23 protein-coding genes and 1 tRNA gene are annotated in these 24246 nt (G+C 54.6%); 14 read left to right on the top strand and 10 right to left on the bottom strand.

Going from position 1 to position 24246, the window contains the following annotated elements:
- Positions 1-70: 70 nt before the first annotated feature.
- Entirely contained in the window at positions 71-613 is a 543-nt protein-coding gene (locus tag E1H13_RS13265) for a phycobilisome rod-core linker polypeptide (RefSeq protein ID WP_169613892.1), read from the top strand.
- Here the strand turns inward: E1H13_RS13265 and tyrS are convergent.
- Positions 610-1827 (bottom strand): tyrosine--tRNA ligase, encoded by a 1218-nt coding sequence (tyrS, locus tag E1H13_RS13260; protein WP_169613898.1) that lies wholly within the window; start codon positions 1825-1827, stop codon positions 610-612. The two genes, E1H13_RS13265 and tyrS, sit on opposite strands and share 4 nt — an antisense overlap.
- A 539-nt stretch (positions 1828-2366) precedes the next feature.
- Here tyrS and E1H13_RS13255 point away from each other — a divergent pair.
- Positions 2367-4271 carry a penicillin-binding protein 1A gene (locus E1H13_RS13255; RefSeq protein WP_347404157.1) on the top strand — a complete coding sequence of 635 codons (1905 nt, stop codon included), beginning with the start codon at positions 2367-2369 and terminating at the stop codon, positions 4269-4271.
- Between the two features lie 336 nt (positions 4272-4607).
- Here E1H13_RS13255 and E1H13_RS13250 read toward each other — a convergent pair whose 3' ends face one another.
- Complete coding sequence (locus E1H13_RS13250; protein ID WP_169613891.1) at positions 4608-5054, bottom strand: DUF4168 domain-containing protein; 447 nt, start codon at positions 5052-5054, stop codon at positions 4608-4610.
- A gap of 98 nt (positions 5055-5152) precedes the next feature.
- On the opposite strand from E1H13_RS13250, the gene E1H13_RS13245 reads away from it, so the two are divergent.
- The 3 genes from E1H13_RS13245 (at position 5153) to E1H13_RS13230 (ending at position 8395) form a co-directional block, all read left to right on the top strand.
- The gene (locus tag E1H13_RS13245; RefSeq protein ID WP_169613890.1) at positions 5153-5443 is read left to right on the top strand and encodes a helix-turn-helix transcriptional regulator; all 291 of its coding nucleotides are present in this window, start codon (positions 5153-5155) and stop codon (positions 5441-5443) included.
- Between the two features lie 171 nt (positions 5444-5614).
- A complete protein-coding gene (hisS, locus tag E1H13_RS13240) occupies positions 5615-6934 on the top strand; it encodes a histidine--tRNA ligase (RefSeq protein ID WP_169613889.1) in 1320 nt (439 codons plus the stop codon).
- A 411-nt stretch (positions 6935-7345) separates the two neighbouring features.
- Complete coding sequence (locus E1H13_RS13230) at positions 7346-8395, top strand: class I SAM-dependent methyltransferase (RefSeq protein WP_169613887.1); 1050 nt, start codon at positions 7346-7348, stop codon at positions 8393-8395.
- Here the strand turns inward: E1H13_RS13230 and E1H13_RS13225 are convergent.
- A complete protein-coding gene (locus E1H13_RS13225; protein WP_347404156.1) occupies positions 8352-8891 on the bottom strand; it encodes a class I SAM-dependent methyltransferase in 540 nt (179 codons plus the stop codon). The genes E1H13_RS13230 and E1H13_RS13225 overlap by 44 nt on opposite strands.
- Positions 8892-8901: 10 nt before the next feature.
- Positions 8902-9519 carry an orotate phosphoribosyltransferase gene (gene pyrE / locus E1H13_RS13220; RefSeq protein ID WP_169613886.1) on the bottom strand — a complete coding sequence of 206 codons (618 nt, stop codon included), beginning with the start codon at positions 9517-9519 and terminating at the stop codon, positions 8902-8904.
- 233 nt (positions 9520-9752) lie between these two features.
- Between pyrE and E1H13_RS13215 the strand changes: the two genes are divergently transcribed.
- Positions 9753-10151: a hypothetical protein gene (locus E1H13_RS13215; protein WP_169613885.1), complete on the top strand. Its 399-nt coding sequence runs from the start codon at positions 9753-9755 to the stop codon at positions 10149-10151.
- A gap of 5 nt (positions 10152-10156) precedes the next feature.
- Here the strand turns inward: E1H13_RS13215 and E1H13_RS13210 are convergent.
- Positions 10157-10229: transfer RNA gene (locus tag E1H13_RS13210), tRNA-Ile, on the bottom strand.
- Between the two features lie 348 nt (positions 10230-10577).
- Here E1H13_RS13210 and E1H13_RS13205 point away from each other — a divergent pair.
- The 3 genes from E1H13_RS13205 (at position 10578) to E1H13_RS13195 (ending at position 13894) form a co-directional block, all read left to right on the top strand.
- Positions 10578-10829, top strand: a complete 252-nt coding sequence (locus E1H13_RS13205; RefSeq protein ID WP_169613884.1) for a hypothetical protein — start codon at positions 10578-10580, stop codon at positions 10827-10829.
- Between the two features lie 75 nt (positions 10830-10904).
- Entirely contained in the window at positions 10905-12359 is a 1455-nt protein-coding gene (locus E1H13_RS13200) for a hemolysin family protein (protein ID WP_169613883.1), read from the top strand.
- A 479-nt stretch (positions 12360-12838) separates the two neighbouring features.
- Positions 12839-13894, top strand: a complete 1056-nt coding sequence (locus E1H13_RS13195; protein WP_169613882.1) for a Gfo/Idh/MocA family oxidoreductase — start codon at positions 12839-12841, stop codon at positions 13892-13894.
- A gap of 11 nt (positions 13895-13905) precedes the next feature.
- On the opposite strand, the gene E1H13_RS13190 is transcribed toward E1H13_RS13195, so the two are convergent.
- Entirely contained in the window at positions 13906-14481 is a 576-nt protein-coding gene (locus E1H13_RS13190) for a L,D-transpeptidase (protein WP_169613881.1), read from the bottom strand.
- Between the two features lie 115 nt (positions 14482-14596).
- On the opposite strand from E1H13_RS13190, the gene lipA reads away from it, so the two are divergent.
- From lipA to E1H13_RS13170, 4 genes are all read left to right on the top strand, one after another.
- Positions 14597-15508, top strand: a complete 912-nt coding sequence (gene lipA / locus E1H13_RS13185; protein WP_169613880.1) for a lipoyl synthase — start codon at positions 14597-14599, stop codon at positions 15506-15508.
- An 89-nt stretch (positions 15509-15597) separates the two neighbouring features.
- Positions 15598-16101 carry a CAP domain-containing protein gene (locus tag E1H13_RS13180; RefSeq protein ID WP_169613879.1) on the top strand — a complete coding sequence of 168 codons (504 nt, stop codon included), beginning with the start codon at positions 15598-15600 and terminating at the stop codon, positions 16099-16101.
- 106 nt (positions 16102-16207) lie between these two features.
- Entirely contained in the window at positions 16208-17971 is a 1764-nt protein-coding gene (locus E1H13_RS13175) for a solute carrier family 26 protein (RefSeq protein WP_169613878.1), read from the top strand.
- Positions 17972-18208: 237 nt separating this feature from the next.
- A complete protein-coding gene (locus E1H13_RS13170) occupies positions 18209-18454 on the top strand; it encodes a DUF4327 family protein (RefSeq protein WP_169613877.1) in 246 nt (81 codons plus the stop codon).
- Here E1H13_RS13170 and E1H13_RS13165 read toward each other — a convergent pair.
- Positions 18451-18822, bottom strand: a complete 372-nt coding sequence (locus E1H13_RS13165; protein ID WP_169613876.1) for a helix-turn-helix domain-containing protein — start codon at positions 18820-18822, stop codon at positions 18451-18453. The genes E1H13_RS13170 and E1H13_RS13165 overlap by 4 nt on opposite strands.
- Positions 18823-19295: 473 nt before the next feature.
- On the opposite strand from E1H13_RS13165, the gene E1H13_RS13160 reads away from it, so the two are divergent.
- Positions 19296-20417, top strand: coding sequence for a site-2 protease family protein (locus E1H13_RS13160; protein WP_169613875.1), 1122 nt, complete (start codon positions 19296-19298; stop codon positions 20415-20417).
- 222 nt (positions 20418-20639) lie between these two features.
- On the opposite strand, the gene E1H13_RS13155 is transcribed toward E1H13_RS13160, so the two are convergent.
- The 3 genes from E1H13_RS13155 to E1H13_RS26900 form a co-directional block, all read right to left on the bottom strand.
- On the bottom strand, positions 20640-21530 hold the full coding sequence (locus E1H13_RS13155) for a nucleoside monophosphate kinase (protein WP_169613874.1): 891 nt from the start codon (positions 21528-21530) through the stop codon (positions 20640-20642).
- Between the two features lie 18 nt (positions 21531-21548).
- Positions 21549-22235: a Mo-dependent nitrogenase C-terminal domain-containing protein gene (locus E1H13_RS13150; protein WP_169613873.1), complete on the bottom strand. Its 687-nt coding sequence runs from the start codon at positions 22233-22235 to the stop codon at positions 21549-21551.
- Between the two features lie 210 nt (positions 22236-22445).
- Entirely contained in the window at positions 22446-24188 is a 1743-nt protein-coding gene (locus E1H13_RS26900; protein ID WP_206070455.1) for an SUMF1/EgtB/PvdO family nonheme iron enzyme, read from the bottom strand.
- Positions 24189-24246 lie beyond the last annotated feature (58 nt).

Here is a 24246-nt window from a genome sequence, read left to right as displayed (position 1 = left end):
CCGCAGAGCTTTTCTTTACAAGTATCTATTGATACACGACAATTAACCCCTTAACGTCCCGCCTTGTGGAGTGCTCCACGAATTTTACGACAAATCATCAAACCTCAAATTCCTTGAAACCTGCTTTAAGCACTTTATTGGTCGTGCCCTCAAAGACACTGAGGAAATGCATCAATATTGCGACATTCTTATGCGCCAAGGCCCCAAAGCACTCATCACTGAGCTGCTAGATTCAGAGGCCTATCGTCAGCATTTTGACGGTTTTACTGTTCCCCACGCTTGGACCGAAGCCGTCTATCCATCTCCCAAAACCTTTTTAGAAACCGATGTGCTGTTACATGAACTGCACGGACAGCGGGGTTGGACCCTGCCTACGATGATCTGGCACGATCTCCAGCTGAACTGTGAGGGGGGCCATTGTGCTCTGCCGCCAACATCCAACCAATCCACGGCCCATCCTTCCCCCTCCCTCAGTACTACCCCCGGGTACAGCACCTTACACGACGTACTCCGTACCATGACCCAGCAGGACTTGGAACAATTTGCCCAAACCCTATCCACCGATGAACGGGAAAAACTATGGGCTGTGCTGATGCAACCTGCGGCTAGCTAGGGCACCAGGCGCGTAAATCTTTTCTTCCCCACCTGCATGACCTTATCCACCAACGGGGCAGAGGTATCAAATACCTGGTTAGGATCTGTCAGCTTTTGACCGTCTAACTTCACGGCCCCCCCTTGAATCTGGCGGCGGGCCTCACTGCTACTGGCACAAAGTCCTGTAGCCCCAACTAAGTAAAACGCCTTGGCCGGGAAGGTGACAGCCCCCAGGGAAAATTCAGGCACCCCTGTCGCCGCCGCTCCAGTTCCTTGCACTAGGGCGATCGCCGCCTGTTGTGCCCGCTCAGCCGCATCCAGACCATGGTACTGCTGGGTGACCGTCAGGGCCAGCTGCTTTTGGCAGTCCCGGGGGTTATCTGGCAAGGCCTCCAGGTCAAAATTTGTCAGCAGCTCAAAATAGTCGCGAATCAGCGTATCGGGCACCTTCTCTAATTTGGAGTACATGCTCAGGGGATCTTCCTGTAGCCCCACATAATTGCCCAGCGACTTCGACATTTTTTGGTGGCCATCCGTCCCTAACAACAGGGGCATGAGTAGGCCAAATTGGGGGGATAAGCCAAAATGTCGCTGTAGGTCACGACCCACAGCAATATTAAATTTTTGATCGGTACCCCCTAGCTCCACATCTGATTGGACCGCCACCGAGTCATAGCCCTGCATCAGCGGGTACAGGAACTCGTGCAAAAACACTGGATTTCCCTTGGCATAGCGCTCTGAGAAGCCTTCTTTAGCCAGCATTTGCCCCACGGTCATGGTGCCCAGTAACTCTAAAATTTTGCCTAAGTCTAAATCCGACAGCCATTCCGAGTTGTAGCGAATCTCTAGCCGCCCAGGGGTCTCAAAGTCGAGGATTGATCGCACTTGGTCCAGATAGGTTTGGGCATTGGCCTTCACCTCTGCGGCGGTCAGCTGGCGACGCACCTCTGATTTGCCTGTAGGGTCGCCAATGCGAGCGGTAAAGTCACCGATGATCAACACAGCGGTGTGACCAGCGTCCTGAAATGCCCGCAGCTTGCGCACTGGAATGCTATGCCCGAGGTGAATCTCAGCCCCAGTGGGGTCAATGCCTAGTTTGATGCGGAGGGGACGATCGCAGCTGAGCAACCGTTCCGTCAGATTTAGGTCAGGATCCTCAGATTCAGGTTGATGGGGAAACACTTCACTCACCCCCCGGTAAATCCCCTGCAATGACGCAGGCAAAGCGGTCATATCGGCTGAAACAAGCGAGGGGGTATCCACCATGGATTGTCTAAAAAAACATCAACTAACGGTGCAGGAGTTCTCTGGAACCTTTAGGTCTTCCTTACAAAAGTTTGCCAAGATCAACCATAGTCTGGCAAAGCCAATAACCAGAGGCCACCTAGGGCATTACCCGCAGCCATCAGACCACAGGTCACCACATGGGGAGACTTGACAGGGCAGAACCCCAGCCAAAACTGGCCAAGGACTGATTATAAACGCCATTATCCCCCTAGGGAATGGTCAGCCCAGTCAATTTTTTGCCCGTTCCCCTGAGCCAGTTGAGGAGCCGCCCACCCACGTAACCCAATTACCAAAGTCTGCGCTATAGTTCCAGCAAATCTGCGCATCTGCTCTGGGTAAAGCTCACTATAATTTAAGGACTGTATAATCCACAGGCATTGAATTCAGTCATAATGCCCTCTTACCCTGATTAACTGCACACACTGCATATCCCCTGACCCCTGTCGTTTTAGTTATCTTTGATAGTCAGCGTGTCTACAAATACCATTCGCCACAAAAGCCGCTCTCAACCGCGTCCCCTACGCCGGGGCACCAACCTCCTGAAGTACATCCAAGATGTGGGGCAGGTGTCAGCAGCAGCCCTGCTGGGAACAACGATGATTGCCAGTGCCGTTGTGGCTGGGGGTTTAGTGGGGCTAGCCATTAGCTTCCGCAATCTGCCCGATGTCAGGGTACTGAGGAACTATGTGCCCAGCGAAACCAGCTATATCTACGACATCAATGGCACCCTGCTGTTTAGCTTGCATGACGAAGCTAACCGCGAAGTGATCGACATTGAGGACATGTCCCCCCACCTCAAGCGGGCGGTCCTAGCCATTGAAGACAGTTACTTTTACTCCCACAATGGCATTAACCCCAGCAGCGTGGGTCGGGCGGTAATGGCCAACTTCCAGGCGGGGGCCACCGTGGAAGGGGGGTCCACCATCACCATGCAGTTGGTGAAAAATCTGTTTCTCACCCCCGAACGGGCGATTAGCCGGAAGGTGGCCGAGGCGGTCCTGGCCCTGCGGCTAGAGCAGATCTTCTCTAAAGAAGAAATTCTAGAGATGTATCTGAACCAGGTGTATTGGGGGCATAACAACTACGGCGTGGAAACCGCCGCCCAAAGCTACTTTAATAAGTCGGCTCGCGATCTTAACCTGCCCGAAGCGGCGATGATGGCGGGGCTGATTCAAGCCCCAGAAAATTACAGCCCCTTCACCAACTACGAGTACACCAAACAGCGCCAGGCGATCGTGCTGAATCGCATGCGTCAACTGGGTTGGATTACCCCAGAAGAAGAGGCAGAAGCCAAGGCTGCCCCTCTACTCATTGGCGAAATTAAGTCCTTCCGCAGCAGTATTTCCCCCTATGTCACAGAGGCGGCGGTTCAAGAACTGAAGCAGCGGTTTGGCCATGACGCGGTGCTGAAGGGGGGGATGCGGGTGCAAACCACAGTGGATCTAGCCATGCAAAACATGGCAGAAGCCACGGTACAGCGTCACAATGCCCGCATTCGTCACATTGCTGATCAGATGTCCCTGGTGGCGATTGACCCTCGCACCCATTTTGTTAAAGCGATGGTAGGCGGTGTCGATTACCAGGAGAGCCAATTCAACCGCGCCATTCAAGCCCATCGTCAACCGGGATCGGCCTTTAAGCCGTTCGTATACTACGCGGCCTTTGCCACTGGGCGCTATACCCCCTCTAGCAGCATCGCTGACACCCCGGTTAGCTATCCAGACGGTTACCGTTCCTATAGCCCCAGAAACTATGATGGAACGTTTATGGGAAATATTTCGATTCGGCAAGCCCTGGAAGTGTCTCGAAATGTCCCAGCGGTCAAATTGGGCCAGGCGGTAGGCATTAACCAGGTGATTGAGGTGTCTCGTACCCTGGGCATCCGCAGTCCGATGCAGCCAGTCACCTCGTTACCCCTAGGCGCTGTGGATTTAACCCCGATGGAAATGGCCGGGGCCTATGCCACCTTTGCCAGCAATGGGTGGCACTCTGACCCCACCTTCATCGTGCAGGTGACCGACAGCACCGGTAATGTGCTGCTCGACAATACCCCCCAACCTCAACTGGTGCTTGACCCCTGGGCAGCTGCGTCGTTAACCGATGTGATGCAAGGGGTGATTGCCCGAGGAACTGGCACGGCGGCTCAAATTGGCCGTCCGGCAGCGGGTAAAACCGGCACCACTGACTCCCAGCGGGATGTGTGGTTCGTGGGCTATGTGCCACAGCTATCAACGGCGGTGTGGATTGGCAATGACAATAATACTCCGATGCGGTCAGGGGCCACTGGCGGTACCTATGCAGCCCCGGTATGGCGAGACTTTATGCAGCAGGCTCTGGCCAATGTGCCAGTGGAAAACTTTAGGCGCCCCTCAGAGTTTGTGCAGCCTTAGTACAGCGTCAAGACTTGAATTTAGGGTTTCCAGATGTAGAGATTTGGTAGCATCAAGGTCCGAAATCCCCTCCTTTGGAGGGGTAGGGGTGAGTCAAGCAAGCCCGAAGGAACCCACCCCGCCCTCCGGGCACCCCTCCAAAGGAGGGGACCACCCCGGACTTTCCTGCGGAACGCTTTTCCTCGGAACGCTTCGCGAACGCGAACGGGTACCCCTCCGTGGGAGGGGATGAAAGGTCCTGATGTGTTGAAGCAACCTCCCTGAAGATTAAAGGGCTTTTGCAAAGCACTTACCCTGATTTTTAGTCTTGACAGACCACTAGCGTACTGCCTTCATTTAAAGGCTCGCTTCTTCCACCTGGGCCAGCACCCGCTCTCGGAACTCGGGATCGCTATTGGCTAGCCCCAGCAGTTCCCAGTAGGCTTGCAAGGTAAGGTCGTGATCTTGGATCAGGGCGATCGCCTTGGCCTGGATCTCCTGCTGCATTTGCCTTGATTCTGTGTCAGTTTCAGCCCGCTGTAGACTGGGCTCTTCTGATTCAATCAGCTTTACTACAGCCAAATAGGCCTTGACAAACCGGCTCACAGTTTCGGAGGGAATATCACTGGCATCCGGCTGATTGCTAGGTAGTGCGGGTTCGGCAATCTCGCTGTCCGGTTCAAGGGGCGCCGGAGCCGCCCCAACCGGTATCCCATACCCCAGCCCCAAACCCAGTATGATTCCCAGGGATAGCAGCCACCGCTCCACTGCGAGGATCCAAGCATATCGGTTGCATCTAGCCATGGTTGGAATTCTCCAAAAAGCTTACCGGAACTGAAATAACAGCCTATAGTTATAGATAGATAAGCATAAATACACAACCCACAGGAACAGTATTTGGTATGGCAAGCAACGACACATCTCCAATCCATGGTCAGGGAAGTCTTTCTGATCGGGAGTTGCAAATTGTTGAGCTGGTGGCGTCTGGGCTGACCAACCAAGAAATTTCTGAAAAGTTGGAAATCAGCAAGCGCACTGTTGATAACCACATCAGCAATATTTTGACCAAAACCGCAACCGGCAACCGGGTTGAACTGTTTCGCTGGGCCTTGCAGTCGGGTAAGGTATGCATTGACGAAATCAACTGTTGTGTCTTGCCCACTCCCGATGGGGTAGAAAGCCAGGAAGCCTAGAGGGAAGGGGGAAGGCAGAAGGCAGAAAATAGGTGTTAGGTGTCGGGTCTTGGGTGTCGGCATCCCCTCCTGGGAGGGGCAGGGGTGGGTTACGCAGGTGCCGGACAAGCCGCAAACCGCAAACCGTGCCCCTGCGCTAATCATTAATCTTTTGTTGTCATCATTAAATCCATGGAGCTGATTCAATCCCTGCCGGGAGTCGAAGATATTTTGCCAATCCCCCAGCAGGTGGGGAAAGATCTGAAAATGGCTGATAGCCAGGTCTGGCAATGGGTAGAGGCCACTGCCAGGGAGATTTTTCGGCGGGCGGCCTACCGGGAAATTCGCACCCCTGCCTTTGAGCAAACCCAGTTGTTTGAACGGGGGATTGGGGAAGCAACCGATGTGGTCGGCAAGGAAATGTATACGTTTGTCGATCGGGGCGATCGCAGCTGTACCCTGCGCCCTGAGGGTACAGCTGGGGTGGTGCGCGCCTACATTCAACACAGTCTCTATGCCCAAGGGGGGGTGCAACGGCTGTGGTATGGCGGCCCCATGTTTCGCTATGAACGGCCCCAAAAAGGGCGACAGCGCCAGTTCCACCAGATCGGTGTGGAGGTACTGGGTAGCTCTGACCCCCGCGCTGATGTGGAGGTGATTGCCCTGGCCACCGACCTGCTCACCACCCTGGGGCTACAAGACCTGGTGTTTTACCTGAACTCGGTGGGGGATCGGCAAGACCGCGATCGCTACCGGCAGGCGCTGGTAGACTACCTCACTCCTTTTAAGGCCGACCTAGATGCCGACTCCCAGGATCGCCTTAGCCGTAATCCCCTGCGCATCCTAGATAGTAAAGATCCCAAAACCCAAGCGATCGCCCAAGATGCCCCCAGCATTTTGGACTATCTCGGTGATGTCTCGCAGCACCACTTTGAACGGGTATGTCAGCAACTGAGTGATCTGGGGATTACCTTTGAACTTAACCCTCGGCTGGTTCGGGGGCTCGACTACTATACCCATACCGCTTTTGAAATTCAGTCCAATGACCTCGGGGCCCAGGCTACGGTGTGCGGCGGCGGTCGCTATGACGGCCTAGTCCAGGAGTTGGGTGGCCCACATACCCCCGCCGTGGGCTGGGCCATTGGCCTAGAGCGCTTAACGCTGCTGCTGGCAATGCTGACCCCAACGTCAGCCACTGCCCCCGATGTATACCTGGTATCCCGAGGCGATCGGGCTGAAGCCAACGCCCTGCAATTGGCTCAAAAGTTGCGCCAGAAAGGCATCGCTGTCGAGCTAGACCTGAGCGGAGCCGCCTTTGGCAAGCAGTTTAAGCGGGCCGACCGCAGTGGGGCTGCCGCCTGTTTGATTGTGGGGGATGACGAAGCGGCCCAGGGCACGGTGCAAATCAAGTGGCTGGGGTCAGGGGAGCAGTCTAGCTTGGCGCAGGCGGCTCTGCTACAGGATGCAGACGCCTTTCAACAGCAGCTGCGTGCCGCCCAGGGCAAGGGGTAGGGGTTTAAATGGGGGGATGGGGGGATGGGGTAGGGGCGGACCTGTGTGTCCGCCCTGGCCAGGAATGGCGGAGGTGGGGAGATTTTGGATTTTGGATTTTGGATTCGTAGCGTGGGTTAGGCGGTCGGGGTTAGGCGGTCGGGGTTAGGGCGATCGCCTGGTCACTCCAGTCCCGCCGTAACCCACGGGTGAGGGATGGGGCTGTACCAAGTAGCAGCAAAATGGATGGTAACGGATTTTCGTTCTTCCGTTTTCGTTTTTCGTTTTTCAGATGCGGACCTGTGTGTCCGCCCTGGGGGAGCATGATAATGAAGTGGATGCACAGATAGGGTGGCAGCATTTCTGAGAGAAGTTAGTTACAATTATTTACGTCTTTGAAATTTCTTTTGAGAAAATAATTTTCCAAGTCGTATGCCTGACACATTGACGAAGCTGGCCTATCAGACCTTCCAGCAGGGTAAGCAATACTTTGGGATTACCCACAAGACCCTAAGCAACAACCTGATGAAGACGTTTCAGCCCCCTAAAAACGTCGAAACCCAGGAAGTGGACCTGAAGACGCTACAGCGACTCCAGCAACGGATGGCAGCGTTGCTAGAGCAGGACTGGCAGGATGCCGAAGCAGGTGTCTATCCTAAGCAATTGCTGTTTGACAACCCCTGGGACGATTTCTTGCGCTTTTATCCCCTGGTATGGCTAGATTTACCCAAAATCTGGCAGCGGGCTACTGACCGCAATCACCATAGCTTTGCAAAAGACATTGATACCTCTGGGTATCCCCAGTATTACTTACAAAATTTTCACCACCAGACCGATGGCTACCTCAGCGATTTATCGGCCCACCTGTACGACTTGCAGGTGGAGATTTTGTTTAACGGCAATGCCGATCCAATGCGGCGGCGGATTCTACCCTCGCTGAAAGCGGGGGTAACAGGGGTGGAAAAGGCTAAAATTCTTGATGTTGCCTGTGGTACAGGGCGTACCCTCAGTATGATTCGGGCCATGCTACCCAAGGCTTCTCTGTATGGGGTTGATCTGTCCCCGGCCTATCTGCGCAAGGCTAACGAAACCCTATCGGCCCAACCGGGGGTGCTACCCCAACTGATTCAAGCGAATGGGGAGGCATTACCCTTTGTGGATGACTACTTCGATGCGGTAGTCAGTGTCTTTTTATTCCACGAGTTACCCGCCGCCGCTCGCCAAAATGTGATTGATCAGGCCTTTCGGGTGATCAAACCGGGGGGAACCCTAGTGCTCTGTGACTCGATTCAACGGGTCGATTCCCCGGAATTTGAAGTGATGATGGACAACTTCCCGGCCATGTTCCATGAGCCTTACTATCGCCACTATACGACGGATGATCTCAATAGTCGGCTGATTACCGCAGGCTTTGAGGAGGTGACCAATCAAGTTCACTTTATGAGCAAATACTGGGTCGCTCAAAAACCTGCAATCGCTTAGGAATATCCCACCGATAAATCACTGAATCTTCTTCAGATTGTGCTAAGGCCAGGGTATGAGTGGGGGGCCAGTCATCCATATCAAACTGATGAGAGACGATGCGGCTGCCTGGAGGAAGTTGAGTCAACAACCTAGGTCTTAAGCGCAAGTTCAGGTGAGGCAACAAGTAAATCAGCACCACCGTGGCCCTATGCAGGGGGAACTCAAACAGGTTGCCCTGCACAAACGTAAGTTGGCGGTCGGTGTCAGTTTCCCAGGCCCGATCGCGAGCCTGAACCAGCAACTGGGAATTAACATCCACCCCTACCCCCGATACTCCGTAATTCAAAGCGGCTTGAATCAGTAATCGGCCATCACCACAGCCCAGATCGTAGACCTGGTCTTGGGGGGTCAGTTCAGCCAGGGTTAACATCGCGGCCATGGCATCGGCGGGGGTGGGAATAAAGCCAATGTCTGGTCGAGGGAGAGCAGAAGAGCTTAAAGGGTCGGAATTCACAGGAATGACGTTACTGAGACTTGAGCATGGCCCAGTGAGCCTGGATATCGTTGATGGTAAAGAGGGCCGTAAAGGCTAGCCCCTGGTCTTGGTAAAGCTGAGCCCCACCCTGCTGACGATCCACCAGGGCTAAAATTTGATCCACTTGATACCCGGCCCCTTGGAGGCGCTCTACCGCTTGCAAAGCTGATTGCCCCGTGGTGACCACATCTTCTAGGACAGTCACGGTACTGCCAGGGGGTAGCGGTACCCCTTCAATGTAGGCTTTGGTGCCGTGGCCCTTGGCCTGTTTGCGAATAATCAAGGGAAACAGGGGGCGATCGCGGTACATCCCCACCAGACTCACAGCTGTGACCATGGGGTCAGCCCCTAGGGTCAGCCCTGCTACCCCGGCTGCAGCAGGATTGATTTGTTCTAGTAACAGTCGCCCCACCATCAGTGCCCCCTGGGGGTGGAGAGTGACCAACTTACCATTAATGTAGTAGCTGCTGCGCTGACCAGAGGTAAGCACAAAGTCTCCTTCTTGGTAGGCCCCCTGGCAAATTAAATCTAACAGGCGCGATCGCAGCTCCTTTAGCCCCAGGTTTACCAAAGACTGAGCCGGAATATCAAGCAGCAGTTGGGTCATAGATCTCGTCTTACTTACGTGTCCGTTTCTAACGTGTCTGTACTTATCGGTACTCAGAGGTTGCTCTTGGAAATTATTGGCCCGAGGTGTTCCGTTTTGGCTGGGTTGCGCTATAAAGGACGTGGACTGGGAGATTCTGGCTGTATCTACCGCGATCGGGGATGACCCTGGGGCAGTTTAGCCAGATCCCACCGTATCGTACTGTTACATTGGGTTGTTGAGGAGGCTTGGCCATGGGCATTCAATTAAATCACATTTCAGGGATAAGCTTGGCACTGGTGGCGGCAGCGGCGATCGCCGCCCCAGCTGGGTGGGCCCAAGAAGCTCCCCGGCAAACTATTCCCGACGCCATGGACGAGCTCACTTCCACCTACTCGGGGGATTTCTATCGCAATCGCTCCATTAGCCGCCAGGCTGCTCGCATCGTTGGTTTTGGGTTTCCCGAGCGAGAAATTGAGTGGGATAGCCACGCCACCTCCGCCGCAGTTCGGGATCTGATGCTGCTGCAAACCGGGGTCGATCCAACCCTGCGGGTGCCTGACATGGCCACCCCCTTTAACACCAGCCTGCTGACCATGCCAAGCAGCCAGGCTCCAGCGGTCGGTACAGAATTTATTTTTGAGCGGCTTTAATAAAATCCAGGGTGCAGGAGTTGAACCTGCCTAAGGCGAATTATGAGTTCGCTGCCTAATCCGCTCGGCCAACCCTGGCTAAGGTCAATACTATTGTATGGCGTCTCCAGCCAATGGCCAAAAATTTTTGGCTAATTTGTCTAAACATTACATGGCACCTGGACCAAGACATCTCCTGACAAGGGAAGCCTCTCGCTATCCAGCCATTGTCCTAGTCCGTTGTGGCATTAGTCGGCCAACCCTGCTTGATACCTGATACCCGGCACCTGACACCCGACCCCCTCGGCCAGGGGAGTTACATCTCTGCCAGCCAGTACTCATTATCGGAGTCAAAAAAAAGGACTTGCATCCCTAGGATTTATAGGTCAAAATTTGGTTCTATCGATATGCTAGTAGGTGTCCACTTGCCGCAGCCTAGGCTCCACCATGAATCCTGCCGTTGCTTTCACCCTGATTCTGTTGTCCCTGATGATTGGTTCAGGGGTTGTTAGTGCATCGTGGGGATTTACCCTGGGTCGGCAGGCCCTAACGGGGGTGCGCCAGCCAGAGGCTCGTCCATCCAGTGGAACCCCAGTTAGTCGCGACGGAGCCACCACTGGGCAAGGTAGCGTTATTTTGTTAAGCGAAGACGAGATTTTACAGCAGGTGCAAGCTCGTATTAACGGCGGAGGTCAGTAGCGGGCGAGCTGGCTGTTATCCAAGCACCCTCTAGGGAGAGGGCTGACCTTGGCGCCACTTGAGCACCCCGTGGCTATGAACATCTCTCTCCAGGTGTTGGTTGTGGTCATTCCGGAAGAACTGCCGCCCTCTGCGGTTCTGTCCCGATTAATGGCGGTCTTTCTGCTGATTGGCATCAACGCTTTTTTTGTGGCCGCCGAATTTTCTATGGTATCGGTGCGGCGATCGCGCATTAGCCAATTAGTTTATGAAGGTGATCTGCGGGCTAAAACCGTTCAGCAACTCCAGCGCAGTTTAGATCGACTGCTGTCTACCACTCAGTTTGGCATTACCCTCTCTAGCCTGGCCCTGGGCTGGATTGGCGAAAGTACCATGGCTGCCACCCTGGCCTTTTGGATTACCCAAACCCCCCTCAACGCCGCCCAAAGCCACGCCATGGCTCACACCATTGCGGTGCCCGTGGCCTTTATGCTGATCGCCTACTTGCAAATCGTTCTAGGAGAGCTCTGCCCCAAGTCTGTCGCAATGTTGTACCCCGAGCAGGTGGCGCGTTTTTTGGGACCTGCGAGTGTGACCATTGCCCAACTATTTAACCCGTTCATTTGGGTGTTAAACCAGTCCACTCGGCGGCTGCTGCGACTGGTGAATATCCAGTACAGTAACCAATTTAGCTACAGTCGGCTTACCCCAGAAGAATTGCAGCTGATTATCAGCACTACCGCCGAAACCCCCGGCTTAGACGCAGATGAGCGAGAGCTGTTGAACAATGTATTTGAATTTCGGGACTTCACCGCTGGGGAAATTATGATTCCCCGCACTCAAGTGCATGGGGTGCCCCTCGAAGCAACCTTTGGGGACCTGCTGGATGTGTTTGCCGCGACCGAACATTCCCGCTACCCGGTAATCGGCGACTCTTTGGATGACATCCAAGGCATTGTCGATGTGAAGCAACTGCTACAGCCCCTAGCGAAACAAGACATCACCCTAGACAGCTCGATCCAGCCCTGGGTCAAGCCGGCTCGGTTTGTACCCGAGTACACCCCCCTGCACGAATTGCTGGCCACCATGCAGCGCACGGGGCAAGAATTGGTCATGGTGGTGGATGAGTTTGGGGGCACCGCAGGTCTATTGACCCTGCGAGATTTAACCACTGAAATCATCGGTGAAATCAACGAACCTGACAGCCAGGACGATTTGCCAGTGCAATTGCTAGAAGACCAGTCTTATCGGATTAAAGCCTACACCGACCTGGAAGAGGCCAACGAATTATTGGGTTTAGAACTGCCCTATGACGAAGACTATCAGACCTTAGGGGGCTTTTTAATCTACCAAATGCAAAAGATTCCACGGGATGGCGATCGCTTGATCTACGCCAATCGAGAGTGGATTGTGCTGTCTACCGACGGCCCTCGCCTGGAAGATATTTTGGTCAAACCCCTAGATCCCCTAGCCGAAAGCGCTATGACCCATCCTGTCGATCCCAACACTCCGATCTTCTTTCCAGCCGTAGATCGGCCTAAAGCCCCTTAAGCGATCGTCGTGTTCCCTCGAACCAGCTGGAAAACTGCCACATCCTCGTCAATTGACCTAAGACCAGCCGGTACCCTGTTAACTGTGTTCCAGCTCAATATCTTCCCAAGGTTTAGATCTAGCAGGCCAGAAAGGCTACGCTAAATAGTCTCAGTTGGCATAGCGGATAAGTCCGGCTCAAGTTGTTCCCCAGGCCTATGTCTTTTCAGGGAAATAGAAGGCGTTCTATCGTTAGATTAGGCAATTATTCTTTACAGGTCTAAGCATTGTGATACTATCTGGATGAATTTAGCCCTAAAGGGCTTGATTCAGATCCCTCTTCAACCTAGTCCAAGTTCACCAACCGATTTTGTGTGCAAAGAGCTGCACAATTAAACCCTGACTAGGTTACTTAGGGCGACGGTATCGTTTTAACGTATTTTCGTCCCCACAAAGGAGGGACAGACGTGCATCTCCCCCTATCGTCATCTGCCTTAGATATGCATCCATCTCGAAATCAATCTGATCCAATCCGTGTAGGTGTCATCGGTGTTGGCAATATGGGCCAGCATCATACTCGGGTGCTCAGCCGATTCAAGGATGTGGAGTTAGTTGGCATATCTGATGTCAATGTGGAACGTGGCCTAGATACAGCGGGTAAGTATCGGGTCCGTTTTTTTGAAGACTACCAGGATCTGTTGAACCATGTGGATGCGGTGTGTGTAGCGGTGCCCACCCGGCTACACCATGCGGTGGGTATGGCTTGTCTGCAAGCCGGAGTACATGTGCTGATTGAAAAGCCGATCGCAGCCAGCATTGCCGAGGCAGAGTCGTTAGTAAACGCCGCTGCCACCACCAACTGTATTCTGCAGGTGGGTCACATCGAGCGGTTTAATCCAGCCTTTCAAGAACTGCACAAAGTCCTTAAAACAGAGGAACTTCTAGCCCTAGAAGCTCGCCGCATGAGCCCCTATTCCCAGCGGGCTAATGATGTGTCAGTGGTCCTGGACCTGATGATCCACGACATTGACCTGCTCCTGGAATTAGCGGGGTCTTCGGTGTCTACCCTGACGGCTAATGGTAGCCGGGCATCTAACTCGGGTTATCTAGACTATGTGACCGCCACCCTAGGGTTCAGCAACGGAATTGTGGCCACCCTGACTTCGAGTAAAGTCACCCACCGAAAGATTCGCAGCATTACGGCCCACTGCAAAAATTCTCTCACCGACGCCGACTTCCTCAACAATGAAATTTTGATTCACCGACAAACAACAGCGGATTGTTCCACAGATTACGGGCAGGTGCTTTACCGTCAAGACGGTCTGATTGAAAAGGTTTACACCAGCAATATCGAGCCCCTGCATGCGGAATTAGAACACTTTATTAATTGTGTCCGAGGTGGAGAAAAGCCCTCTGTTGGTGGTGAGCAGGCCCTGAAAGCACTACGACTAGCTAGCCTAATTGAACAAATGGCCCTAGATGGTAAGCCCTGGCAGTTGGTTGACTTGGCGACCAATTCAATACCGGCTGAAGCCGAAGTGACCATTGCAGTTTAGGGCTTAACCGCTTAAGGCTTAACAATTATGGGGGTGCCGACCGTGACCCGGCTGTAAAGGCTTTGAATGTCATGGTCGAACATGCGCACACAGCCATGGGATACCGCTTCGCCTATGGAGTCCTCCTGGTTGGTGCCATGGATGCCGATGTGGTAGTCCCCGTCTGTGGCAAAGCCAATCCAGCGGGAGCCGAGGGGGTTGGTGGGGCCTGACTGCACCGCTTCTTTGGTGATTGGGTGTCGCCAGACAGGATCTACCCGCATATCGCGCACCGCAAAGTCGCCGAGGGGGGTTTGCCAATCGTCTTGGCCAATGGCTACTGGGAATTCAGCCTGAACCATATCGTTCTGGTAGAGGATAAGCTGTCGCTGGCTGAGATTAATTTCAATGCGAGTATTGGCTGTGATTAAAGTGGTAGGAGCATGGCTGAGCATCGTGGTCAGCCGGGTGAGGGAGTAGCGCTGAAACGGTTGTCCCACTGGGTTAGGGTTGGCCACATAGTCACGCCAAGTCCCAGCTGCTAAAAAGCCAGCAGCGACATAACACAGCACAACGGCGCAGCGATTCAGGGGAGATGGGGTTTCCATAAGTTAAGAATACTGCGATCGCTGAGGGACAGCACAGGGGGCAAATGTCAAATCTTATCAGCCCTGGGGCTAGGGCTTGTTATGATTAAAGCGCACCCCATTTTTAGACGAATCTGTGACTGTAAAACCAGACTGGTTAAGGGTTAAAGCACCTCAATGGGAGCGGGTTGGGGCCGTTAAGGCGATCCTGCAAGACTTGGGTCTTAACACCGTTTGCGAAGAGGCCTCTTGCCCCAATATTGGGGAATGTTTTAAGGCCGGTACCGCAACCTTTTTAATTATGGGGCCTGCTTGCACCCGGGCCTGCCCCTACTGTGACATCGACTTTGAGAAGCAACCCAAGACCCTAGATCCCACAGAACCAGCTCGATTAGCTGAATCTGTACGGCGCATGGGGCTAAACCATGTGGTAATTACCTCTGTGAACCGCGATGACCTGGAAGATGGCGGGGCCAGTCAGTTTGTGGCTTGTATCCAGGCGGTCAAAGCCCTGTCGCCCCAAACCACCATTGAGGTGCTAATTCCTGATTTGTGCGGCAATTGGGATGCCCTAGCCACAATTTTGGCAGCCCAGCCCCACGTGCTCAATCACAATACAGAGACCGTGCCTCGCCTGTATCGGCGGGTGCGGCCCCAAGGTAAGTACGATCGCTCCTTAGAACTGCTGCGCCGCAGCCGGGAATGGGCTCCCTGGGTTTACACCAAATCAGGGTTGATGGCTGGCTTGGGGGAAACCGATACTGAAGTGCAGCAGGTGATGGACGATTTACGGGCTGTGGACTGCGATATTCTCACCCTGGGTCAGTACCTTTCCCCTGGTTCAAAACACCTACCTGTGGTCGAGTTCATTACCCCAGCTCAGTTCGATGCCTGGCGGGTGGCTGGGGAAGCCAAGGGCTTTTTGCAGGTGGTGTCTTCTCCATTGACTCGCAGCTCTTACCATGCCGAGGAGGTGCAGCGGCTGATGGCTCAGTATCCACGGCCACGCCCCGTGATAGCCCCCCTCAACCGAGTGGAACTGTCGTAGCCTAGGGGACGTCAACCCTAGGGTTACCTATGGTGAGGTATGGGATGGCTGGCAACTTATTTAAATCGTTCGGGTTAGGGGGGGTTAGTTTGGCCCTATTTGCAGGCGGGCTGTGGAACGCTGGGGTGGACCTGGGGGCGATCGCCGCTAGCCAGAGGTTGAGTCCGGCGTTAGAAGTAGTCCCGGCGCAGCACCTGAGCCAAGCGGAGGACCCAGCCGTTGCCGAACTGCTGACCCGAGTGAACCAGGAACGCCAACAAGCGGGGGTGAATCCCCTCAGACTGAATCCCCAGTTGACCACTGCGGCCCAGGGCCATGCCCAGGATATGGCCAGCACAGGGCGGCTCAGCCACACAGGGTCGGATGGTTCAACGATGCGATCGCGGATTGACGCCACTGGCTATCGCTGGCGGGCCATTGGCGAGAATGTGGCCATGGGGCAGCCCACGGCCGCTGCCGTGATGGAAAGTTGGCTAAATAGCCCCGGTCACCGTCAAAACCTATTAAACCCTACCTTTACCGAACTGGGGTTGGGACGGGCGGAAGCCGGGGGACGCCTGTATTGGGTGCAGGTGTTTGCCAAGCCCATGTAGAGACTACTGGTCATACTACTAAATAGTTAATTAATCAGATAGACGTCTATCGGGGTATTGTGGAGGAGCACAACCGCCTGTGGGTTAGTTGGTCTAGCGCAATACCATGCCTGATTCCTCATCGTTGCCTAAGTCGTCTGGTTTTGGGGCGTCCCTGCGTCGAGTGCTACCGATCTTAGATTGGGGACTTAACTACCAGGCTAAGGATCTGCCTGGGGATATGATGGCGGGTATGATCGTGGCGGTGGTGTTGATTCCCCAGGGGATGGCCTATGCGATGCTGGCTGGATTGCCGCCCCAGGTGGGCCTTTATGCCAGTATTCTGCCCTTGGTGCTGTACGCCGCCCTGGGTACCAGTCGGGCCTTGGCCGTCGGGCCGGTCGCCATGGTGTCGCTGTTGGTGGCCACTGGCTTAGGCCCCCTAGCTGCCCAGGGTAGCCATGACTATATTGCCGCAGCCTTAGCCTTGGCCCTGATGATTGGCCTGATCCAAACCCTGATGGGAGTGGTGCGCCTGGGGTTTTTAGTTAACTTCTTGAGCCATGCGGTGATTGTCGGCTTTACCAACGCCGCTGCCCTAATTATTGGGGCCAGTCAGCTCAAACATGTGATGGGGGTGAGCCTACCTCCGGCAGAAGGCTTTGCTGAAACCCTGCACTATTTGGTGCAATCCGCGCATCAAACTAACGGTATCACCCTGCTGTTGGGGGTAGCCAGTGCCGGCCTGCTACTGTTTTTTAGTCGTGGGTTGCCTCCCTGGCTTAACCGCTGGGGGGTGTCCCCCGCCTGGGTCACGCCGATTACCCGTAGTGGCCCATTAGTGGTGGTGGGCGGCAGTATTGGGGTGGTGTGGCTGCTGGGGCTAGACCAGCGCTATGGGGTGGCTATTGTGGCAGACATTCCCCAGGGCCTCCCCTCCCTATCTTGGCCATCTTTTGACTTAGGGCTGTGGCAGGCCCTGTTGCCGACGGCCCTGGCCATTAGCTTTGTCGGCTTTATGGAGAGTATTGCCGTGGCCAAGGGGCTGGCCAGTAAGCGTCGGCAGCGGATTAACCCCAACCAGGAATTGGTGGCCTTGGGGGTGGCCAATCTGGGGGCCGCCTTTACGGCGGGCTATCCGGTCACAGGGGGTGTCAGCCGCTCCATGGTGAACTTTAGCGCCGGGGCCAACACCGGCTTGGCTTCGATCATTACGGCTGGATTAATTGCCCTGGTGGTGCTGTTTTTTACTCCCCTGCTGTACCATCTGCCACTGGCCACCTTAGCGGCGGTCATTCTGGTGGCGGTAATGAATTTACTGGATATCAAGAGTGTGCGCCATCTGTGGCAGGTGTCGCGCTGGGATGGGGTGACCGTGGTGATCACATTTTTGGCCGTGTTAGGCATTGGGATTGAAGCGGGAATTGTGGTGGGGTTGGTGACCTCGATCGCCTTTTACCTGTGGCGCACCAGTCATCCCCACATTGCCGAGGTGGGCCGTATCAGCGGCACCGAGCACTTCCGTAACATTCAGCGCCACCCGGTCCAGACCTGTGAGGGGGTACTGGCCATTCGTATTGATGAAAGTCTCTACTTCGCTAACACTAAATATCTGGAAGATTATCTCCTGGGGGTTGTGGCCCAGCACCCTAAGGCTAAAACGCTGCTGATTATCTGTAGCGCTATCAACCACATTGACGGTAGCGCCCTGGAGACCCTGGAACGGTTAATTGAGGGGTTAGCAGAGGCAGGGGTGACCACCTACCTGAGTGAGGTGAAAGGGCCAGTGATGGATCAATTGCAGCGGGCAGGCTTTGTTGACCACCTAGGGGGACGCGATCGCATTTTTCTGACCACTCACCAAGCCATGCAAGCCCTAGGGTGTACCTAGAGTAAGAGGCATGTTAAAAAACGGTAGTGTAGACTACCAATATTGCGATCTGTAAACAAAGGTAAGGATACACATCAATTGCTGGCTCCAGGAGAAAGGGAGGCTCAGTATAAAGGTGGAGGACTAAGCAATTATTCTTACTTTGTTCTAGCAGGCGGCTGGTCAGACCAGTGTCCCAAGCTTGACGAGTTCAGTCAGCCCCTGCCCCTATCGTTTTGGATTGGAGAGCGAATCGTTATGACGACTACCCTTCCCACAACCCAGACATCTACCCTGCACTACACCCTACAAATGCTTTGTGATGAAGCTAAGCAGTTGGTTGACAGTGGGTTGGTCAGCCGCCAACAGCCTATTTTTACCCTGTGCCGCTATATTGCTGCCCGGGAATGGCCCCTGATTGAGGCCGAACTGGAAGAACATGACTATCTGCTGCGCGATCGCATCGCTGACTTACTGACCCACGAAACTTGGACCAATGACTAGTAGCGCGGCATAGAGGCTGGACTGCCCGCAGGTCTCTGCACTAACCACTGGGTACCCACCTGATTTAGGGCGGTCATAATCGGCTGCACCTCTCGCCCTTTCGGTGTGAGAGAGTACTCCACCCGAGGCGGTACCTCAGGGAATACCGTGCGCTTGACCAAGCCATAGCTTTCCAACTCTCGCAAGCGAGCCGTCAGAGTTTTTGTGCTGATGCCTGGTAAGGCTGCCAAAAACTCATTGGTGCGGCGGTTCCCTTGAAACAGTTCTCGCAAAATTAAAATTGCCCATTTGCCGCCGATGTACGACAGAACCAGATGAACTGGACAATGGGGCAGCTTACCGTTAGTACCGTAGTGGGGTTTGGGCATCGGCATCGCTCCATATTGAGGATGTCGATTCCTATTGTGAAGGATTATTTTTTTGCTGGTGGTTACCTTGGCATCATATCTCCAGAATTTAATCTTTTCTTCAGAAGCGCAGTCTTGACATCAAGTCGCTTCCCTCCTGTGTTACCAGTCCAGAGGTCTTGACAGCCGCTGAAAGAGGAATTTTAATGCTCTATCAATATGACAGTAGCGGGTTTACGGTATGAGGTTTAAGGCGAACCGTGAACCGCGAACCGTAGACCGTGAATCGAAAACCCTGTCAGCCCCTCACCTTTAGCTCGATAGATCATTGGTTGGGGTTGACCCCCCAGAGGCACGGTAATCCCCCCCGGCCTCTTCGGATGTTCCCCCCTTCAGTGGATGAGGAACCTTTTAACACTTCGTTACAATCTAGTTAATGCGGATGGCCAGCGCTACAGGCTTGCCCATCCCAGTGTTCGATAGCGAGGTGCCCCATGAACGGCAACTTACGGGTAGGAAATTTATTTGGCATTCCATTCTTTGTGAATGTGTCTTGGTTTTTAGTGCTGGCCTTGATCACCTGGGACTATGGTGGTGGCCTGGCCCAAGCCTTTCCCCAGCTGGGAGGCAGTCTGCCCTGGCTGCTAGGACTTGGGGCCGCACTGATGCTGTTCGCTTCGGTACTGGCCCACGAACTGGGTCATAGCTTTGCCGCCAAACGCCAGGGCATCGGTGTAAACTCCATCACCCTGTTTTTATTTGGTGGCTTAGCCGCCCTAGAGAAAGAATCTGATACGCCCAAAGGGGCATTTTGGGTGGCCATTGCTGGTCCCTTAGTCAGCTTTGCCCTGTTTGGTCTATTCTTTAGTGCATCGCAACTATTGCCTCTCACCGGCCCAATCGCAGCCGTGACGGCTTTACTGGCCTACATCAACCTGGCCCTGGGAGTGTTTAACCTGATTCCTGGGCTACCCCTGGATGGTGGTAATGTGCTCAAGGCTTTGGTGTGGCAAATTACTGGCAAACCCTACAAAGGTTTGGTGTTTGCTAGCCGAGTGGGTCAACTGATTGGCTGGGCTGCAATTATCACTGGCGTTGGTTCCATCCTTGGCCTTAGCCCTGTGGGCAATATCTGGACCCTGCTGATTGGTCTATTCCTGCTGCAAAATGCGAACCGTAGCGCTCAGTTTGGTGAAGTTCAAGGTCGACTAACCGGTTTCACCGCTGAAGATGCTGTGGTTGCCAATAGTCCGGTGGTGACGACGGCCATGTCCCTGCGCGAGTTTGCCGATACAGCCCTGTTGTCGGGCACTACCCCCTGGCGCAAGTTTTTAGTGGTGAATGAGGCTGAGGAACTGGTTGGGACAGTCTTAATCGACGCCCTAAAGCAGGTGCCCCGAGAGAATTGGTCGACCATGTCCGTTGACACGATTATGGACTCTGCGGCCCCCACCACCGTGAAGCAAGATCAGCCCCTACTAGAGGTGATTCAAACTCTGGAAACTGAGAAACTACAAGCCCTGGCGGTGGTGCGACCAGATGGTTCGCTGGTGGGTCTGCTGGAAAAAGCCGCGATTCAGAACCTACTGAGCCAACCCCAAGCCCAAGCGGCTTAGGGCGCCGGTACAGTTCCCAACCGATCCTAGGGTTACGCCGTGGGATACCCCAAGGTTCATAGTCCATCAGCCGGGGAGTGCAGAGTTGCGCTCCCCGGCTTTTTGGCTACCGTAAATCCCTAGAACGCCGGTACAGATCCCAGGGTTCTGCCCTCAGATACCCCAAAGTTCCTAGCTAGTCAGCCCAAGACCCCTGGGATCTTGACATACTGTACCGATGCACTAGTCCAATAAACAGGTCAGGGTGACCTCGTAGTCTTGGTAAGACTTCACCCCTGTCAGGGTCTCCTGTAAGTCGCCGTCTTTAAAGAACATCACCGCCGGAATGCCTTGGAGGCCGAATCGCTTAGAAATCTGCCGATTGGCATCAAAGTCCATGGTCATCACCTTGACCTGATGGCCATAGGTTTCCGCTAACCGATTGATCAATGGCATCACTTGCTTGCAAGCGCCGCACCAGGATGCCATACAGTCGACCACCAGTACAGAGCCTTTCGCCAGTAGTTCATCCAGCTCAGCTTCATCTTGCACCCAACGGATTGCCGTTGGTGGGTCGTTGCCCACCTGGGCCAGATCCCGGGCCACCTCGGCAGCTGATAGGCTACCGTTAACGGTTTCGAGTTGTCCCTGCTGCTGGTAGTAGTCTAGAAGGGGGGCTAACGCCGCCCCATGATCGTCCAACTGGCGGCGAAGTAGCGGGATAGGCTGTTGCTGCCCGCCCTGATTCCACAGCCGATTTAGCAACAACTCAGGAATTGCCTTCAGGTAAACCACGGTAGGGGCTGGTTGTCCCACCGCTGTCAGCCAGTCGCCCAGCCCTTGCGCCTGGGCCAGAGTGCGCGGGAACCCATCCAGCACCCACCCCTGCAACATGGCATCGGGTTGCTCTAGTCGGCGGCGAAGTAGCGTCATGGCCAGGGCGTCAGGGATCAGGGCATCCGCGTCGACATAAGGGCGGATCTCAAGGCCAAGGGCAGATGGTTGCTCGGTAGCCTTACCCACCAGCTGGCCCATAGAAATATGGGGAATATGCCAGTGCTCAGCTAGGGTATGCCCTTGCTCCTGCACCTCCACTCCCGGCAAACCCAATAGGATAAATTGCTTGAATGTCATAGCACACACCAAGTCAGCTTAAAGCAGGGGCGTGACATCTTCGCCACAGTCATCCGCCAGATAGGATAAAGCCCGAAATCGTAGGCCCACTAACTGCTCATAGAGGGGATTGAGCTTGCACATGGGGGGAATGTGCACCAGCTTTTTGTTAAACAGCACCACATCCCGCTCAAACGGGCATTGGGAAGGAATCAGTTTGCACACAAACCTAGCCAGGCGGGGATCATGTACTTCTAGCTGGTCTAGCCATTCTCGGGCCGGTTTGAGCGGGTCGATTTTACCACTGTCGGCAGGAGGGCGCAGCCCTTCAGCCACCTCAGCATTGTCAGGGCTAAGGCTATAGAGGGTCGATCGCACCGATGTCAGGATGTTGTCCTCTAAGTTCAGCACCTGACAGAAGGCTTGTAGTTGCTCATCCTCTTCAACAGAGTAGACCCCATCGGCCAGGGCAACCATCACCGCCATTCGCAGAAAGTTTTCGGCCACCTGGGGATCATCCCCTAGGGTTGTGCCCAGTTCCTCTGGGGTGACTGGGTCAAAGTGGTCAAAGTCAATGCAAGGGGCCAACTCTTCCTGGGTCATGTCGGCAATCAAGGCTTGTTCATCTTGATCAAAATCACCGTCGGCCCAGGCGATGGTTAACAGCCCCCGCAGCCAAACTTTAATTTGCGCTTCAGTATAGGGAGAATTAGTGACTGTGGGCATAGGATTTATGAGGTTGGCATCACATCGGCATTGAGGTGCTAAGCCGTAATATACCAAGTTCAGCTCGGGATCTGGCGTTTTCTCACAGGCAAAACCTGAGGTCTGGACTTGGATTTGGTTTAGACCAAGTTCAGCTCGGGATCTGGCGTTTTCTCACAGGCAAAACCTGAGGTCTGGACTTGGATTTGGTTCACTTCGATTCTAACGTCGTCAGCTCGTCCCGGGACCTGAATCAGCCTGATTTTCCAGAAGCAGCGATCGCACAATCCGAAAGCCCACATCCCGCTGGCGGCTGTGGGCGGTCAAGCCCGTGCGGTAAGCGGACCGACAGTGGTGAGGGCGACTTTGCCAGGACCCACCGCGAATCGCCCGTACTGGCGGTTCGACATGGGGCCGGGGGGTGTGGGATGGATCGGCTTGAATTAACTCGGTGGTTGGGGGCTCATCGGCTTGACTGTCGGTCTCTATGTCTTCATCGATAGCTTCAGGGACCTGCTGCGTCCAAGCATCCGCACACCACTCCAGCACATTACCGTGCATGTCGTAGAGGCCAAAGGCGTTGGCATGGCCCAGGCTGCCTACGGCGGTGGTGGTGCCGCGCAACGTCCCCACGGGCTCTTGGCGGTAGGGATAAGTGCCGTCATAGTTGGCTAAGGCTGTGGTCAAGGTTTCGCCGGTATGAAAGGGGGTCGTGGTTTTGGCCCGACAGGCATATTCCCACTCGGCTTCGGTGGGTAAGCGAAAGGGGGATAGCCCTGGTTGGGCTAATCGACTGAGGCGATCGCAAAATTCTACGGCCTCCATCCAGGTCACTTGCTCTACCGGGCGATCGTCGTCGCCTTTAAAGTGGGCCGGGTTCGTCGCCAGTGGGCGGTTCACTTCTGGCAGCTGGGCCACCGCTCGCCACTGGGCTTGGGTGATGGGGTAAATGCTCATCCAAAAGGAGTCTACCGTGGCAATGGTTGGCTGCAGGTCAGCGGCGGCATGACCGGGTTCAGCAGCTGGGGCTCCTTGCAAAAACTGTCCCCCCGCGATCGCCACTAATGGCAACAGGACAGTGCCAGTTGGCGTTTCTAAGGAAATCTCTGTGTAAGCCTGAGTGGCGACTTGGGCCTGATGGCGTTGCCGTCCAAACTCGTCCACCGTCACCGAGACAAATTCATAGGCATCGGTGCGATCGCTAGACAGGTCAGTGGCAGCCGTCCAAGCCCGCTGCAGTCGATCGGGCAGCGTCGCCAGGGACGGCAGTGGGGCCGCAATCCGGTTAGGTGTAAGCTCCTGGAGTGACTGTCTCCAATGACGCACGGCCAGCGTTGAACTTCCCCCCATCAGCCCCAGCCCCATCAGCCGTAACCACCGCCGCCGGGTTAGAGGCCGAGGGGTCGGCTCTTGAGGGGACTTGGCCGCGGTCAAAGCCGCCGCCAAGTCATCAATCAACGCCCCATAGGGAGACGACGGTGCCCCAGCCGGAGGCGTTAACCGACTAAACACCTCTTCCAAACGTTGAATTAAGCGATCCAGGTCCCGATGAAAATCGGGGTCATGGCGTACCAGAGCGCTTTGACGATAGACCAGACCTCGTAAACTGTCCGGCAGATCGGTATCCTTGGGTATCGATGCCCCGCCTACTAACACCGGAATCACCAGACTGTCTCGTTTCAGGGCGGCTTCAATTTCGACCCGTACCCAATCAGCTGGATCGTCAAGACGCCGCTGCCCTTGTTTGTCGGTAATGGTTAACCACTCAGGACCAATCACCGCCAGCAAGACCGGGCAATGGCTAACTTCCCGCTCTAAATGCTGGCGAAAATTTACCCCAAAGGGAATGGAATCAACATCTTTAAATACGCTGTTGGCGCCAAAATACGCCACTAGTCGGTCATAAATTCGCCCTACGATGTCGATGCTATCGCAGCGACGGTAGGAGATAAATATAGCTTTGGCAACAGTCATAGGATTTAGCTACCGAAACGTAGAATGCACACCCAGAAGCTTTGATGGGCTTGCCAAT

Source organism: Nodosilinea sp. P-1105 (assembly GCF_012911975.1).
Taxonomy (GTDB): Bacteria; Cyanobacteriota; Cyanobacteriia; order Phormidesmidales; family Phormidesmidaceae; genus Nodosilinea.
The sequence above is the reverse complement of the archived record's forward strand: the minus strand, read 5'-3'. Positions and strand labels throughout refer to the sequence as shown.

Bases quoted from the DNA above. Each gene is read 5' to 3' on its own strand.
- E1H13_RS13165 (WP_169613876.1), bottom strand. From the start codon at position 18,822: ATGCCCAAACCCCACTACGGTACTAACGGTAAGCTGCCCCATTGTCCA.
- pyrE (WP_169613886.1), bottom strand. From the start codon at position 9,519: ATGACCCAACTGCTGCTTGATATTCCGGCTCAGTCTTTGGTAAACCTG.
- tyrS (WP_169613898.1), bottom strand. From the start codon at position 1,827: ATGACCGCTTTGCCTGCGTCATTGCAGGGGATTTACCGGGGGGTGAGT.
- E1H13_RS13195 (WP_169613882.1), top strand. From the start codon at position 12,839: ATGCATCCATCTCGAAATCAATCTGATCCAATCCGTGTAGGTGTCATC.
- E1H13_RS13230 (WP_169613887.1), top strand. From the start codon at position 7,346: ATGCCTGACACATTGACGAAGCTGGCCTATCAGACCTTCCAGCAGGGT.
- E1H13_RS13215 (WP_169613885.1), top strand. From the start codon at position 9,753: ATGGGCATTCAATTAAATCACATTTCAGGGATAAGCTTGGCACTGGTG.
- E1H13_RS13250 (WP_169613891.1), bottom strand. From the start codon at position 5,054: ATGGCTAGATGCAACCGATATGCTTGGATCCTCGCAGTGGAGCGGTGG.
- E1H13_RS13175 (WP_169613878.1), top strand. From the start codon at position 16,208: ATGCCTGATTCCTCATCGTTGCCTAAGTCGTCTGGTTTTGGGGCGTCC.
- E1H13_RS13205 (WP_169613884.1), top strand. From the start codon at position 10,578: ATGAATCCTGCCGTTGCTTTCACCCTGATTCTGTTGTCCCTGATGATT.
- E1H13_RS13155 (WP_169613874.1), bottom strand. From the start codon at position 21,530: ATGACATTCAAGCAATTTATCCTATTGGGTTTGCCGGGAGTGGAGGTG.
- E1H13_RS13170 (WP_169613877.1), top strand. From the start codon at position 18,209: ATGACGACTACCCTTCCCACAACCCAGACATCTACCCTGCACTACACC.
- E1H13_RS13200 (WP_169613883.1), top strand. From the start codon at position 10,905: ATGAACATCTCTCTCCAGGTGTTGGTTGTGGTCATTCCGGAAGAACTG.
- E1H13_RS26900 (WP_206070455.1), bottom strand. From the start codon at position 24,188: ATGACTGTTGCCAAAGCTATATTTATCTCCTACCGTCGCTGCGATAGC.
- hisS (WP_169613889.1), top strand. From the start codon at position 5,615: ATGGAGCTGATTCAATCCCTGCCGGGAGTCGAAGATATTTTGCCAATC.
- E1H13_RS13190 (WP_169613881.1), bottom strand. From the start codon at position 14,481: ATGGAAACCCCATCTCCCCTGAATCGCTGCGCCGTTGTGCTGTGTTAT.
- E1H13_RS13160 (WP_169613875.1), top strand. From the start codon at position 19,296: ATGAACGGCAACTTACGGGTAGGAAATTTATTTGGCATTCCATTCTTT.
- E1H13_RS13150 (WP_169613873.1), bottom strand. From the start codon at position 22,235: ATGCCCACAGTCACTAATTCTCCCTATACTGAAGCGCAAATTAAAGTT.
- E1H13_RS13245 (WP_169613890.1), top strand. From the start codon at position 5,153: ATGGCAAGCAACGACACATCTCCAATCCATGGTCAGGGAAGTCTTTCT.